The sequence below is a fragment of the Sphingomonas sp. Sphisp66 genome, assembly GCF_047324325.1.
Lineage (GTDB): Bacteria > Pseudomonadota > Alphaproteobacteria > Sphingomonadales > Sphingomonadaceae > Sphingomonas.
On sequence record NZ_CP168508.1, the window covers coordinates 132772 to 146774 of the forward strand.

Genomic DNA, 14003 nt, shown 5'->3' on the forward strand with positions numbered 1-14003 from the left:
TCCGACCCGCAACCCGACGCGGGTCACCCATTGTCTGGGCTTTGCACCAATATGGCCGAGGAGTAGTTTACGGAGGGTTACGGTGAACTACGCATCCGTGCGATTACAGTAGCTTAACCTGTCCTGCCGTTCATAATCCGGGCTCAGCTGCCGGGTGCCGGATCGCCTGCGCCGACCACGTTCGCCTCGATCCGCAACGTCTTGCCGCTGGCGAAGGACAGAGTGAGCGGAATCTTCTGCCCGGACTTCACCGCGGGGCCGATCGAATGGAGCATGACGTGGCGGCCGCCGGGGGCGAATTCGAGCTTGCCGGCGGCGGGGACGGCGACGTCCTTGAGCGGCGCCATCGCCATCATGCCGTGATCGCCCTTCATGCTCTCGTGCAACTCGGCCTTGAGCGCGGCGGGCGTGGAGACGGCGAGCAGCGTATCGGCGGTCGCGCCGCCCTTCACGGTGAAATAGGCCGCGCCCGGCTGGCCGGAGACGGCGGGCAGGCGAACCCAGGCATTGCTCGCGGAAAGCTCACCCTTGGGCGCGCAGGCGGAAAGTGCCGCCACCGTAACGATCGCTGAAAACCGCCGCATCTGCCATACTCCCATTTCGGGAAAGCCCGTAGAAGGCCGTGCTTCTTGCGGCAAGCGCCAGCGCACCTATATCCGGCGACGTGATCGGTTCTCCGCGCTGCCTCCTAGCAGGGGCGTTGGGGGCCAAGTGTTTGAATTTTACTGGGGGCCAACGAGGGACCATGGCTAAAGTTATCGGTATCGACCTGGGGACGACCAACAGCTGCGTCGCAGTGATGGAGGGCGGCAAGCCCAAGGTCATCGAGAATGTGGAAGGCGCACGTACCACGCCTTCGATCGTCGCCTTCGCCAAGGACGGCGAGCGTCTGATCGGTCAGCCGGCCAAGCGCCAGGCGGTGACCAATCCGGACAACACGGTTTTCGCGGTGAAGCGCCTGATCGGCCGCCGCTTCGACGATCCCGTCACCAAGAAGGACACCGAGCTGGTGCCCTACACCATCGTGCGCGGCTCCAACGGAGACGCCTGGGTGCAGGCGGGCGGCGAGGATTATTCGCCGTCGCAGATCTCGGCCTTCATCCTGCAGAAGATGAAGGAAACCGCCGAGGCCTATCTCGGCGAGAACGTGACCCAGGCGGTCATCACCGTTCCGGCCTACTTCAACGACGCGCAGCGCCAGGCGACCAAGGACGCCGGCAAGATCGCGGGCCTCGAAGTGCTGCGCATCATCAACGAGCCGACGGCGGCTGCGCTCGCCTATGGCCTCGAGAAGAACGACGGCAAGACGATCGCGGTCTATGACCTTGGCGGTGGCACGTTCGACATCTCGGTGCTCGAGATCGGCGACGGCGTGTTCGAGGTTAAGGCGACCAACGGCGACACCTTCCTGGGCGGCGAGGACTTCGACGCCAAGCTGGTGCAGTTCCTGGCCGACGACTTCAAGAAGGCCGAAGGCATCGACCTCACCAAGGACAAGCTGGCTCTCCAGCGTCTGAAGGAAGCCGCCGAGAAGGCGAAGATCGAGCTTTCGAGCGCGCAGACCACCGAAGTGAACCTGCCCTTCATCACCGCCGACGCCAATGGGCCGAAGCACCTGGTGAAGACGATCAACCGCGCCGAGCTGGAGCGCCTCGTCGAGGACCTGATCCAGCGCACGCTCGAGCCGTGCCGCAAGGCGCTGGCCGATGCCGGCGTCAAGGGCTCGGCGATCGACGAAGTGGTGCTGGTCGGCGGCATGACCCGCATGCCGAAGGTCCGCCAGATCGTGAAGGAGTTCTTCGGCAAGGAGCCGCACACCGGCGTGAACCCGGACGAAGTCGTCGCCATCGGCGCGGCGATCCAGGCCGGCGTGCTCCAGGGCGATGTCAAGGACGTGCTGCTGCTCGACGTGACGCCGCTGTCGCTGGGCATCGAGACGCTGGGTGGCGTGTTCACCCGCATGATCGACCGCAACACCACGATCCCGACCAAGAAGAGCCAGGTCTATTCGACTGCCGACGATGGTCAGCAGGCGGTGACGATCCGCGTCTTCCAGGGCGAGCGCGAAATGGCGGCGGACAACAAGCTGCTCGGCCAGTTCGACCTGGTCGGCATCCCGCCGGCGCCGCGCGGCGTGCCGCAGATCGAAGTGACCTTCGACATCGACGCGAACGGCCTGGTCAATGTGTCGGCCAAGGACAAGGGCACCGGCAAGGAGCAGCAGATCCGCATCCAGGCCTCGGGCGGTCTTTCAGACAGCGACATCGAGCAGATGGTCCGCGACGCCGAGAGCTTCGCCGAAGAGGACAAGAAGCGCCGTGCCGCGGCCGAGGCGAAGAACAACGCCGAGAGCCTGATCCACACTACCGAAAGGCAGCTGGCGGATAATGGCGACAAGGTCGATGCCGGCCTGAAGGCCGAGATCGAGGCGGCGCTGGCCGAGGCCAAGACTGCGGTCGAGAGCGGCGACGCCGACGACATGCAGGCCAAGAGCCAGAACCTCGCCCAGGTGGCGATGAAGCTCGGCCAGGCGATCTACGACAAGCAGCAGGCTGCCGAGGCTTCGCCTCAGGCGGGCGCGGCTGCCGGGAACGAGGCGGGCGGCGAGGAAGTCGTCGATGCCGAGTTCTCCGAGGTGGATGACAACAAGGCGTAACTCAAACCTCCCTCCCTCTCCCCTTTCGGGGAGAGGGTCGGGGAGAGGGGGCTGAGCGAGGAGGCGAGCGATGTCGGTAATTGCTGACGGACTGCCCCTCTCCCAACCCGCTCCCCGGAGGGGAGAGGGCTTTTATTGATGACCACCGAAGTCGATTTCTACGAGCTGCTCGAAGTCGAGCGCACCGCGGACGAGGCCACGCTCAAGTCCGCTTATCGCAAGCTCGCGATCAAGTACCACCCCGACAAGAATGCCGGGTGCAAGGACCATGAGGCCAAGTTCAAGGCGATCAACGAAGCCTATGACTGCCTGAAGGATCCCCAGAAGCGCGCAGCCTATGACCGCTTCGGCCATGCCGCCTTCAAGAACGGCATGGGTGGCGGCGGCGGCCCCGGCGGCCAGCCCGATTTCGGCGCGTTCAGCGACATCTTCGAAAGCGTGTTCGGCGAGTTCATGGGCGGCGGACGCGGCGGCCAGCGCCAGCAGCGCCGCGGCGCCGACCTGCGCTACGACATGGAGATCACGCTCGAGGACGCGTTCGACGGCACCACGACCGAGATCACCGTCGACGTCTCCGGCCATTGCGACAGCTGCGAAGGCACCGGCGCCAAGCCGGGCACCAAGGCGACCCAGTGCAAATATTGCGGCGGGCACGGCAAGGTGCGCGCGCAGCAGGGCTTCTTCGTGGTCGAGCGCGCCTGCCAGCATTGCCACGGCGCCGGCGAGATCATCGACGAGCCGTGCCGCGACTGCCGCGGCGAGGGCCGGACCGACAAGACCAAGACGCTCAAGATCAACGTGCCGCCCGGCGTGGACGAAGGCACGCGGATTCGCCTGCAGGGCGAGGGCGAGGCAGGTGCGCGCGGCGCGCCGGCCGGCGACCTCTACATCTTCCTGCACGTCAAGAAGCACGCGATCTTCGAGCGCGAGGGGACGAACCTGTTCGCCCATGCGCCGATCAGCTTCACCACCGCGGCGCTGGGCGGCGAGATCGTCCTGCCCGGCCTGGACGGCGAGAAGCATGTCGTGAAGATCGCCCCCGGCACGCAGAGCGGCCGCGAGGTGCGCCAGCGCGGCGCCGGCATGCCGGTGCTGCAGGGCCGCGGGCGCGGCGACCTGGTCGTCGAGCTGGTCGTCGAGATGCCGACCAAGCTCACGTCCAAGCAGCGCGAGCTGCTCGAGGAATTCCGCGCGACCGAAACGGGGGACGAATGCCCCCAGGCGACCGGCTTCTTCGCTAAGCTCAAGGCGGCGCTGGGCTGAAGTCCGGCCCCTGGGAAGCAATGGATGGCCCGTGCCCGGGATCGGGCGCGGGCCATTTTCGTCAGCGGGCGCCGTTCACCGTGCCGATGATGGTCAGCGCCGGGCGGCCGCTGATGTCGAGCTCCGTCTTCGAGAAGGCATAGGCGAACTCCTTGCCCTGGGGGCCGAAAAAGCCGCCCTGATAGGGGAGCGAGGCGACGCCCGGCGCGGGCACGCCGCCGATGAGGCCGACGCCGAAGAAGCCCGCATTGCTCTGGTCGATATTGGTGGTGCTGCTGAAGGTGCCGAAGTCCTTGTCGGTGCCGCCATTGGTGCCGACCAGATGCAGGCTGACGGCGATCATGCCCGTGGTGAGATCGACCTGCATCGTCGCGCTGCTCTTGGCGAGCGTGTAGACCAGCAGATGGCCGCTGGTGGAATCCTGCGCCTCGCCGCCCACCGCGAAGCGGGTGAAGGTCACGATCGGGGCGGACGGAATGTCGGTGAGCAGGGTCGGCACGCCAAGGATGCAGTAATTGGTCGAGCGCGCGACATTGCCCGAGCCGGGGCCACCCGACATGTCCATGAAGGCGGTGCGGCTATAGTCGAACGACACGCCCCCGGCCGAGGGCTGGATGATCTGGAAACGCTCGGTGCCCGGCGTGTTCACCGAGGGCTTGCTGAAGGCGATCACATTGGCGGGCGCGGTGTTGTCGCGATCGGCGGGAACGAAGCTGTTGCGCGCATTGGTGGTCGAATAGACCGTGTAGGTCTGCGTCGCCGCGGCATATGAGATCGGGCCGCCACCCCGATAATAGAAGGCGGTGGTGGTCAGGGTGCCCGCGCGGTCCGTGGCCGGGCTGGTGCCGGTGCAGGCACTGGCATAGCTCTGATCGCCGGCGAGCGCGGAGAAGAGCGGATAGCTGGGCGTCGGCGTGGGCGACGGCGACGGGGTGGGGGTCGGGCTTGCGGTGGCGGTGGGCGTCGGCGTGGGGGTGACCGAGCCGGTACCGCCGCTCCCGCCCATATCCCCTCCGCCACCGCCGCCGCTGCAGGCGGCAAGCAGGGACAGGGCGACGCCGCCCGGCAGATGCTTCTTCATGTGATTCCCCCCTCTGGCCGTGTTCGGCACGGCAGGATGCAGAGGTAGCCAATTCATATGACGGGGAAAACCGAGATCGCACCATAGTGGATGTAGTGCACCCGCCGGCCACGCGGGCCTGATTCATTACGTGAACGTCAGCTGCAAACCCAGTTCAGCATCGCCTCAGTGCGACTCGCATAGAAGAGCCTCATCCCCGGTGCCCAGGCACCGGCCAGAAGAGGAGTTGAGAACATGAAGAAGATGCTTCTGGGCCTTGCGGCCATGGCCGTTGCCCTTCCCGCCCTGCCTGCCACTGCGAACGCGCAGGACTATTATGGCGGGTACCGCGATCATGGCCGCTATGCCCGCGACTATCGCGACCGCGGCTATGACCGGGGCTACAACGACCGCGGCCATTATAACGGCCCGACCTGGCGCGGCCGTGACGGCCGCAACTATTGCCGCCGTTCGGACGGTACGACCGGCCTGCTGCTCGGCGGCGTCGCCGGTGCCCTGGTCGGCCGCAGCATCGACCGTTACGGCGACCGCACCCCCGGCACCCTGCTCGGTGCACTCGGCGGCGCGCTGGTCGGCCAGGCGATCGACAAGGACAATGGCGGCCGTCGCTGCCGCTAAACCCTCGATCTGAGGAGGCACGGGGCCCGGTGGAAACGCCGGGCCCCTTGTCGTTTCAGGCAAAGGCGCGGCGGAACAGCGACAGGCCGTGGAATTCGAGTGCGGCGAGCCCGGCCACCGCCAGCGCCTGGGCGGTGAGGAAGGCGATGCCGAGCGGGTTCGGCGCGAGCAGCGCGATCACCGCGAAGCTCGCCGCGGTCCAGCCGAGATTGAGCCAGGCAATGGCGCGGACCGGCCATTCGAGCCGATCGGTGTGGCGTGCGGCCCAGAGCATGAACGCCGCAGAGGGGAAGATCAGCAGCCCGGCTTCGAACAGCAGTGCGGCCGGCAGGTCGAGCAACGCCGCGAGCGGGCCGGCCATGGCGACGAGCAGCGCGCCCATCGCCAGGCAGGTGACTGCATCGACGGTCAGCACGGCGCGGAGGAACTGGATCGGGTTGGTCATGGGTCGTCTCCCTTGCTGGTTGATGGCGCAAGGCTGACGCGATCGGCGCGCCGGGTCGATTACGCGGGAGGTAATGGAAACGGGCGATCGATCGGGGCAGGGTCGGGGCGAAGGAGAATTGCCCGTGCAGCCAGCCGTCCGCCCGCTTGGCGACCAGATCAAGGAATGGCGCCGGCGGCGCCGGCTGAGCCAGATGGACCTGGCGCTCGATGCCGAGATATCGACCCGGCACCTGAGCTTCATCGAGACCGGGCGGGCCCGGCCGAGCCGCGAGATGGTGCTGAAGCTGGCCGACCAGCTCGAGCTGCCGCTGCGCGAGCGCAACGCGCTGCTGCTCGCGGCGGGGTTCGCGCCGCTCTATGCCGAGCGGGCGCTCGACGATCCGGCGCTGGCGGCGGCGCGGCGGGCGATCGACCTGGTGCTGAAGGGGCACGAGCCCTGGCCGGCGCTGGCGATCGACCGGCACTGGCATCTGGTCGCAGCCAATGCGGCGGTGGCGCCTCTGCTCGCGGGCTGTGCCGCGCATCTGCTCGAGGGGCCGGTCAACGTGCTGCGGCTGAGCCTGCATCCCGAGGGGCTGGCGCCGCGGATCCTCAATCTGGCCGAGTGGCGGGCGCATCTGCTCGACCGGCTGCGGCGCCAGGCGCTGACGACGGGCGATGCAGGGCTGGACGCCCTGGTCGCCGAGCTGGCCGCCTATCCCTTTCCGGACGGCGCCGGGCATGCCGAGGATTTCGGCGGGGTGGCGATCCCGCTGCGGCTGGCGACTCCGCTGGGCGAGCTCAGCTTCATCAGCACCACCACCGTGTTCGGCACCCCGCTCGACGTGACGCTCGACGAGCTGGCGATCGAGGCCTTCTACCCGGCCGACGCGATCACCGCCGAGCGGCTGCGGGCGCTGGGCTAGCTTAGGCTGAATCGACTTCAGGCCACCACTTGCTCTCGTTCAATCCCCCGCCAAGGGGAGGGGGACCGCCGAAGGCGGTGGAGGGGGAGGCTGGCGACCAGCTATGGTTCGCTTACCTCCCCCTCCGTCGCGCTACGCGCGCCACCTCCCCCTGGCGGGGGAGGATTTAGTATCGGTCCACCCTCGGGACTCAGGCTGTACGAGCGGCCTTGAGTGCGTTGCCCCACCAGGCGATCTCGTCGAACAGGGTGGTGCGCGACGCAGCGAGATAGGGATAGTCGTCGAGCGTCTTGCCCTGCTGGAGGATGCCGAGGAACGGCTCCATGCCGATGTTCACCTCGGCCTTGATCGGCGCCATGTGCAGCTCGACCGCGACGCCGCGCAGCTGCTCGATCGCGCGGGCACCGCCGACGCCGCCATAGCCGACAAACGCCACCGGCTTGCGGCGCCATTCGAAGGTGGCCGAATCGAGCGCGTTCTTCAGCACCGCGGTGGGGCCGTGATTGTACTCGGCGGCGGTGATGATGAACCCGTCATACTTGCCGATCTTCTGGCGCCATTCCTCGGCCAGCGGATTGGAATAGACGCCCTGGGTCCAGGCCGGAGCGACGGGCTCCTCGAACAGGGGCAGGTTCTGGTCGCGCAGGTCGAGGATATCGAGCGCGAAGTCGGTGCGCTCGGCGGCGCCGGCGGCGATCCACTGGGCGGGGACGTCCGCGAAACGCTGGGGACGCGTGCTGCCGATGATGAGTGCGAGGTTGAGCATGGAAATCTGGACCCTTTCCGGTTACGAATCGTAACAGGGGATCAAATGATGCGGTGGCCGCATCCCCACAAGGAGGCACATTTCTGGAACCCAGGCACACGCATGATAGCTGCATCCCGGTCCGCTCGATGCTCGCCAAGATCGGCGACAAGTGGAGCATCCTGACGATCATGATGCTGAGCGACGGGACCAAAAGGTTCAGCGAGCTGCAGCGCGGGATCGACGGGATTTCGCAGCGGATGCTGACGCTCACCCTGCGCGGCCTCGAGCGCGACGGGCTGGTGACGCGCGAGGTGTTCCCGACGATCCCGCCGCGGGTGGAATATACGCTGACCCCGCTCGGGCGCTCGCTGCAGGTGCCGGTGAAGGCGCTTGGGCAATGGGTGACGGCGAACCTGCCCGAGCTGGAGGCGGCGCGGCGGCGGTTCGATGCGATGGGGGAGGAAGGGTGATCAAATCCTCCCCCAGCTTGTCTGGGGGAGGGGGACCGCGACGCGCAGCGTCGGGGTGGAGGGGGCATCTCCGCGGGCGGTGTGCTCGCGGCTAAGCCCCCTCCACCACGCCCTTCGGGCGCGGTCCCCCTCCCCCGCTTCGCGAGGGAGGATTTTCGAGATCACCGCCCGTCGTCGCTCCAATGCGGCGGATCGCTGAGCAGCTTGATCAGCCCGTAGCCCGCGCCGAGCTTGTGGAGATCGGTGTTGCTCTCGCCCGAGCGCGGGGCGCCGATCTCGCGGGGCTTGCCCTGCTTGTCCTTCACCTTGAGCGTGCCGGCCCAGGAGATCGTCATGTCGATCGCGCGACCCTCGATATGGCGCGAGGTGAGCGAGGGCTCGTAGGCGATCTGGAACAGCTTCACCATTTGCTGGGCGGCGGCCTTCGACTTGGCGAGGTCGCCATGATCCCATTGGATGGCGAGGCCGGGCAGGGCGGGCACCTTGTTCGGCGCGACCGCGCCGTTCGCGACGCGCCAGCTGTAATGCATCAGATGCGCGCGGGTGGCGTTGCGGCGGGTGGAGGAGATGGCGACCGTGGCGCCGGCATCCTTGAGCGCCTTGAGGAAGGCCGTGACATTGTCGCGGAACGGCTGGACCAGGTCGGCGACCGCGGCGCTGTTCGGGTATTTTGCCTGGTTGGCGTTCCACCAGTCCGCGCCCGAAAGCGGCGGGCGGGCGCCCTGGCCGGCGGCGAGCGCGGTCCAGGTCTTGCCGCCGGGCGAGATCAGCCCGTCGGGCTTGGCGGCGGCCAGCACCTTCGCCTGGTAGCCGCTGATCGCGGCGATGGTCAGCGAGCCGCATTCGCCGGTGGTGGGAAGCAGCTTCTGGCCGGTATAGCCGAGCCAGTCGTTGAGCAGGTGCTGGACGACCAGCACGTCCGCCAGGTCGTTGACGCCGTTCTTCCCTACCGATGCGCCGATGGGCATTGGATTTCCCTCTTCAACAATTCCTCCCCCAGCTTGTCTGGGGGAGGGGGACCGCGCCCGCAGGGCGTGGTGGAGGGGCGCGGCGGTACCGGCGCGTTGCGCCGGCCCCTCCACCATTCGCTGACGCGAACGGCCCCCTCCCCGAGCGAGCTCGGGGAGGAATTAGCTAACCGGCGAAATCCTACTTTGCCAGCAGGTCCGAGATCGCCCGTGAGATGCTGGCCAGCGTATAGGGCTTCTGGGTGACCATCGCGTCGGCATGCTCGGGCGGGAGCTTGAGCTGCTCGCCATAGCCGGTGGCGAAGAGGAAGGGCACGCCGGCGGCGGCGAGGTCGGCGGCGAGCGGCAGGCTGGTCTCGGCGCCGAGATTGACGTCGAGGACCGCGGCCTCGAACGCCTCGCGGCCGATCTCGTCGCGCGCCTGGGCGAGGCTGCCGGCGGTGACGACGCGGCGGGCGCCGAGCCTGGTGAGGATGTCCTCCGCGTCCATCGCGATGATCAGGCTGTCCTCGACCAGCAGCACCACGCCCGAGAGCAGCTTCGTCTCGACTGCGCCGGGGGTGGGCTCGGGCGCCGGAGCGGGGCGGGCGGCGCGGCGGGAATCGACTTCGATATGGCGGGCGGGCACGCAGAAATCGGCCTCGAGCCCGGTGAGCGGATAGCGCACCTCGGCGCGGCCGCCCAGGTCATAGGGGATCGAGCGGGTGATGATCGTGGTGCCGAAGCCCTGGCGTTTGGGCGGCTGGACGGCGGGGCCGCCCTGCTCGCGCCATTCGATCTGGAGGTCGCCCTCGCGATCGAGCGACCAGCCGACCTGGACCGCGCCATTGTCGGAGAGCGCGCCGTACTTGGCCGAATTGGTCATCAGCTCGTGCAGCACCAGCGCCAGCGTCGAAAAGGCCTGGGGGTGGAGCATCACCGCCGGGCCGTCGATCGCCACGCGATCGGCCTTGCCGCCGAGATAGGCCGCCGCCTCGGTCTCGATCAGGCGCGAGAGCGGCGCGGCGGACCAATTGTCCTGGGTGATCTGGTCGTGCGCGCGGGCGAGGCTCTCGATCCGGCCTTCGAGCAGATGGATGGTCTCGCGCGCATCGGCCTCGGGATCGAGCGACTGGCGGACCAGCCCGCGGATCAGGCTGAGGATGTTGCGGACGCGGTGGTTGAGCTCGGCGATCAGCAGCTCCTGCCGCTCGGAGAAGCGGCGGCGCTCCTCCTGGGCATCGTCGCTGAGGCGGAGCACGACTTCGATCAGCGACGCGCGCAGCATCTCGGCGACGCGCAGCTCGACGTTCGAGAACAGCTCGGAGCGGCCGCGGACTTCCTGGCTCCACAGCTCGAAACTCTTGCGCGGCGTAAGGCGCGGGCCGTTGGGGCCGAGCTGGGCGGGCTTGTGCGGGTCGCCTGCCCATTTGACCGTGCGGATCTTCTCCTGGCGGAACAGCAGGACATAGTCGCGCGGGCGGCGCGAGATCGGGATCGCCAGCATGCCGGCGGCGACGTCGTCATAGTCGGCGGCGGCGGGGAGGGTATCGGCGAGCCGGTCGGTCGCGAAGATCTTGCCGGCGGCCATGGCGTTGAGGCGGCGGGTGATCGTCGAGATCGCGTCGGGCGGCGGTGTCATGCCCGAATAGCCGACCTTGCCGTCTATCCAGATCGCGATGCCGTCGCACGGCACCGTCTCGCGCAGCATCGTGCCGAGCCATTCGGGATTGTCGAGCAGCGTGGCGTCGCCCGCCACGGCGGCGAGGAGGCGGTCGCTGGAGAAGCGCGCGGCCATCTCGTACGCGGCCAGTTCCTTGCGCTCGCGGCTTTCGAGCTTGAGTGCGAACATCTGGCCGAACAGCTCGGCGATCGAGCGACGCTCGAAGCTGGGGCAGCGCGCCGAATAATGGTGGCAGGCGAACAGGCCCCAGAGCTGGCCCTCGACGATGATCGAGATCGACAGCGAGGCGCCGACGCCCATGTTCTTCAGATATTCGATATGGATCGGCGAGACCGAGCGTAGGACGGAGAGCGACAGGTCGATCGGCGCGCCGCTCTCGTCGAGCCGCGGGAGGACCGGCACCGGGTTCGCGTTCACATCGGCGATGATCCGGAACGGCGTGCGGACGTAGAGCTTGCGCGCCTGTTGCGGGATGTCGCTGGCCGGGTAGCGCAGGTCGAGGAAGCTGCCGATGCCGGCGCGGGCGGCCTCGGCCACCACCACGCCCGAGCCGTCGCGATCGAAGCGATAGACCATGACGCGGTCGAAGCCGGTGAGCGCACGGACCTGGCGGGCGCCTTCGCGGTAGAAGCTCGGGGCATCGCTGGTCTCGTCGAGCCGAGCCATCATCGCGCGGATCGCCGAGCCGACATCGGTGGTCGCCTCGTCGCGGCTCTCCTCGCCTTCCAGCACGATCGTGTCGCCGATCATGTGCAGCGCGAAATCGAAGCTGCGGCCGCTGGCGATCTTCAGCCCGAAGACGCGCTCGACCGCATCGTTGCCGCGCAGCATCGCCAGGCGGTTGCGCAGCGTATGGACGGCATGGTCGCCGAGCAGGGCCACGGCGGACGTGCCGAGCAGATCGTCGGCGGATTTCCCGAGATACTGCTCGGCATTGGCCGAGACGCGGCGGATCAGCCAGTCGACGGAGAGGGCGAGCAGGAAGCCGAAGGGCTGGACGGCGCCCAGCTCGTGAATCGGCTCGCGATCGCAATTGGTGAGATCGACCTCGAAATTATCGTCCGTCGCCAATCTCGACCTTTCGCCAATCTGCCGCCGAACGTTCGAACGCCGCGAAAGTGGCAAGCGCCGCGGCAAGGCCCGTCTCCAGCGCAGCGGGGTCGCGCAGGAGACTGTTGATAACCGTCAGTAGTTGCTGCCACTTTTCGGCGCGCTGATCTGCATCAAGATAGGCGCGGGGAAATCCGGCGGGGAGACGACGCGAGAGGAATTTGCCGCCGAGGCGAGAGCCTTCGAGGACGTAGAGGGTGCCGGCGATCCAACTATCGTCATCCCGGCGAAAGCCGGGATCTCGTGCGGCTCCTTCCTCGCGCAATCGCCTGAGATCCCGACTTTCGTCGGGATGACGTAAATGGGTCAGGTCTTCTCTCAGCAGCGCGCCGCGCTTGCGGCTTTCCCAATCCCCCACCACCCGCTCGCCGGGCAGCGCCGCTTCCAGCGGCCACACCACATCGGCATGGGCGGCGAGGAAGCGGGCATAGCTTTCCCGGTCGGTCAGGTCGAAATCGGCGAAGGCCGCGTCCACCCGGTCGTGCGCTTCGGCCGTGGCTTCGCGCAGCGCCTTGTGGACGGGGTTCCTCAAGCGAAGACGCGCTCGAAGATCGTGTCGACCTGCTTGAAGTGATAGCCGAGGTCGAACTTGTCCTCGATCTCCTGCACGGAGAGCGCGGCGGTCACTTCGGGATCGGCCTTGAGCAGCTCGAGCAGCGAGAGCTCGCCGTCCGATTCCCACACCTTCATCGCGTTGCGCTGGACCAGCCGGTAGCTGTCCTCGCGGCTGACGCCGGCCTGGGTGAGGGCTAGAAGCACGCGCTGCGAATGCACGAGGCCGCCCATTCGATCCAAATTCTTCTGCATGCGCGCCGGATAGACGAGCAGCTTGTCCATCACGCCGGTGAGGCGGGCCAGGGCGAAATCGAGCGTGATCGTCGCATCGGGGCCGATATAGCGCTCGACCGAGGAGTGCGAGATGTCGCGCTCGTGCCACAGCGCGACATTCTCCATCGCGGGGATGGTCGCGCTGCGGACCATGCGGGCGAGGCCGGTCAGGTTCTCGGTCAGGACGGGATTGCGCTTGTGCGGCATCGCCGACGAGCCCTTCTGGCCGGGCGAGAAATATTCCTCGGCTTCCAGGACTTCGGTGCGCTGGAGGTGGCGGACCTCGACGGCGAGGCGCTCGATCGACGAGGCGATCACGCCGAGCGTGGCGAAGAACATCGCGTGGCGATCGCGCGGGATCACCTGGGTCGAGACCGGCTCGACCGACAGGCCGAGCTTCTCGGCGACATGCGCTTCGACGCGCGGATCGATATTGGCGAAAGTGCCGACCGCGCCCGAGATCGCGCAGGTGGCGATGTCGGCGCGGGCGGCGAGCAGGCGCTCCTTGTTGCGCTTGAACTCGGCATAGGCCTCGGCGAGCTTGAGGCCGAAGGTGACCGGCTCGGCATGGATGCCGTGGCTGCGGCCGATCGTCGGGGTGAGCTTGTGCTCATAGGCGCGGCGCTTGAGCACTTCGAGCAGCTGGTCGAGATCGGCGAGCAGGATGTCCGAGGCGCGGGCGAGCTGGACCGCGAGGCAGGTGTCGAGCACGTCCGAGCTGGTCATGCCCTGGTGCATGAAGCGCGCCTCGTCGCCGACCTGCTCGGCCACCCAGGTGAGGAAGGCGATGACGTCGTGCTTGGTCACGGCCTCGATCGCGTCGATCGCGGCGACGTCGATCGCCGGGTTGGTCGCCCACCAGTCCCACAGCGCCTTGGCGGCGCTCTTCGGCACCACGCCGAGTTCGGCCAGCGCCTCGGTGGCGTGCGCCTCGATCTCGAACCAGATGCGGAAGCGCGCTTCGGGCGACCAGAGGGCGGTCATCTCGGGGCGCGAATAACGGGGGACCATTGCAAGCCTTTCGCCGGGGGAGTCGGGGTGCCCCTAGCAAGCGGGGGATAGGGGGGCAACCAAGCGGCGGGCGTTGCCGGTGGGCCACAGGGCAAATGAAATGCGATGAATCGGCGCCGTTCGGGGTTGGGTTGAGGCTTGATCGGAAAAAGTCCGGAACATCACCGCAGGATTATCGGTTGGTTGCCTGAATGTATCTGAAGATAATCGCTCAGGCCCGAAGAAATAAGGTCTG

13 protein-coding genes are annotated in these 14003 nt (G+C 67.6%); 5 read left to right on the forward strand and 8 right to left on the reverse strand.

Translation table 11 applies throughout. The features are described 5' to 3' along the window. Positions 1-143 precede the first annotated feature (143 nt). Positions 144-584 (reverse strand): copper chaperone PCu(A)C, encoded by a 441-nt coding sequence (locus ACEN8G_RS00615; protein WP_413417990.1) that lies wholly within the window; start codon positions 582-584, stop codon positions 144-146. Positions 585-745: 161 nt separating this feature from the next. On the opposite strand from ACEN8G_RS00615, the gene dnaK reads away from it, so the two are divergent. Further along, positions 746-2656, forward strand: coding sequence for a molecular chaperone DnaK (gene dnaK / locus ACEN8G_RS00620; RefSeq protein WP_413417992.1), 1911 nt, complete (start codon positions 746-748; stop codon positions 2654-2656). Between the two features lie 138 nt (positions 2657-2794). Next, positions 2795-3919, forward strand: coding sequence for a molecular chaperone DnaJ (gene dnaJ / locus ACEN8G_RS00625; protein ID WP_413417994.1), 1125 nt, complete (start codon positions 2795-2797; stop codon positions 3917-3919). A 61-nt stretch (positions 3920-3980) separates the two neighbouring features. Here dnaJ and ACEN8G_RS00630 read toward each other — a convergent pair whose 3' ends face one another. After that, positions 3981-5000 carry a hypothetical protein gene (locus tag ACEN8G_RS00630; RefSeq protein ID WP_413740714.1) on the reverse strand — a complete coding sequence of 340 codons (1020 nt, stop codon included), beginning with the start codon at positions 4998-5000 and terminating at the stop codon, positions 3981-3983. A 234-nt stretch (positions 5001-5234) separates the two neighbouring features. Here ACEN8G_RS00630 and ACEN8G_RS00635 point away from each other — a divergent pair, with 234 nt between their 5' ends. After that, positions 5235-5618, forward strand: coding sequence for a glycine zipper 2TM domain-containing protein (locus tag ACEN8G_RS00635; RefSeq protein WP_413419253.1), 384 nt, complete (start codon positions 5235-5237; stop codon positions 5616-5618). 55 nt (positions 5619-5673) lie between these two features. Here the strand turns inward: ACEN8G_RS00635 and ACEN8G_RS00640 are convergent, their stop codons facing one another. Next, positions 5674-6063, reverse strand: coding sequence for a hypothetical protein (locus ACEN8G_RS00640; protein ID WP_413419251.1), 390 nt, complete (start codon positions 6061-6063; stop codon positions 5674-5676). A 124-nt stretch (positions 6064-6187) separates the two neighbouring features. On the opposite strand from ACEN8G_RS00640, the gene ACEN8G_RS00645 reads away from it, so the two are divergent. Beyond that, positions 6188-6970, forward strand: a complete 783-nt coding sequence (locus ACEN8G_RS00645; protein ID WP_413419249.1) for a helix-turn-helix domain-containing protein — start codon at positions 6188-6190, stop codon at positions 6968-6970. A gap of 190 nt (positions 6971-7160) precedes the next feature. Here the strand turns inward: ACEN8G_RS00645 and ACEN8G_RS00650 are convergent, their stop codons facing one another. Then, positions 7161-7736, reverse strand: coding sequence for an NADPH-dependent FMN reductase (locus ACEN8G_RS00650; protein WP_413419247.1), 576 nt, complete (start codon positions 7734-7736; stop codon positions 7161-7163). Between the two features lie 128 nt (positions 7737-7864). Between ACEN8G_RS00650 and ACEN8G_RS00655 the strand changes: the two genes are divergently transcribed. Beyond that, a complete protein-coding gene (locus ACEN8G_RS00655; RefSeq protein ID WP_413419245.1) occupies positions 7865-8188 on the forward strand; it encodes a winged helix-turn-helix transcriptional regulator in 324 nt (107 codons plus the stop codon). A 161-nt stretch (positions 8189-8349) separates the two neighbouring features. On the opposite strand, the gene ACEN8G_RS00660 is transcribed toward ACEN8G_RS00655, so the two are convergent. The 4 genes from ACEN8G_RS00660 to purB all read right to left on the reverse strand — a co-directional run bounded on the left by ACEN8G_RS00660 (position 8350) and on the right by purB (position 13768). After that, positions 8350-9156, reverse strand: coding sequence for a hypothetical protein (locus ACEN8G_RS00660; protein WP_413419436.1), 807 nt, complete (start codon positions 9154-9156; stop codon positions 8350-8352). A 181-nt stretch (positions 9157-9337) separates the two neighbouring features. Further along, complete coding sequence (locus ACEN8G_RS00665; RefSeq protein ID WP_413418179.1) at positions 9338-11890, reverse strand: HWE histidine kinase domain-containing protein; 2553 nt, start codon at positions 11888-11890, stop codon at positions 9338-9340. Then, positions 11874-12461, reverse strand: a complete 588-nt coding sequence (locus ACEN8G_RS00670; protein ID WP_413418181.1) for a biliverdin-producing heme oxygenase — start codon at positions 12459-12461, stop codon at positions 11874-11876. Before ACEN8G_RS00670 ends, ACEN8G_RS00665 begins: the two co-directional genes overlap by 17 nt. Further along, a complete protein-coding gene (purB, locus tag ACEN8G_RS00675; protein WP_413418183.1) occupies positions 12458-13768 on the reverse strand; it encodes an adenylosuccinate lyase in 1311 nt (436 codons plus the stop codon). The genes ACEN8G_RS00670 and purB overlap by 4 nt, the downstream gene beginning before the upstream one ends. Positions 13769-14003 lie beyond the last annotated feature (235 nt).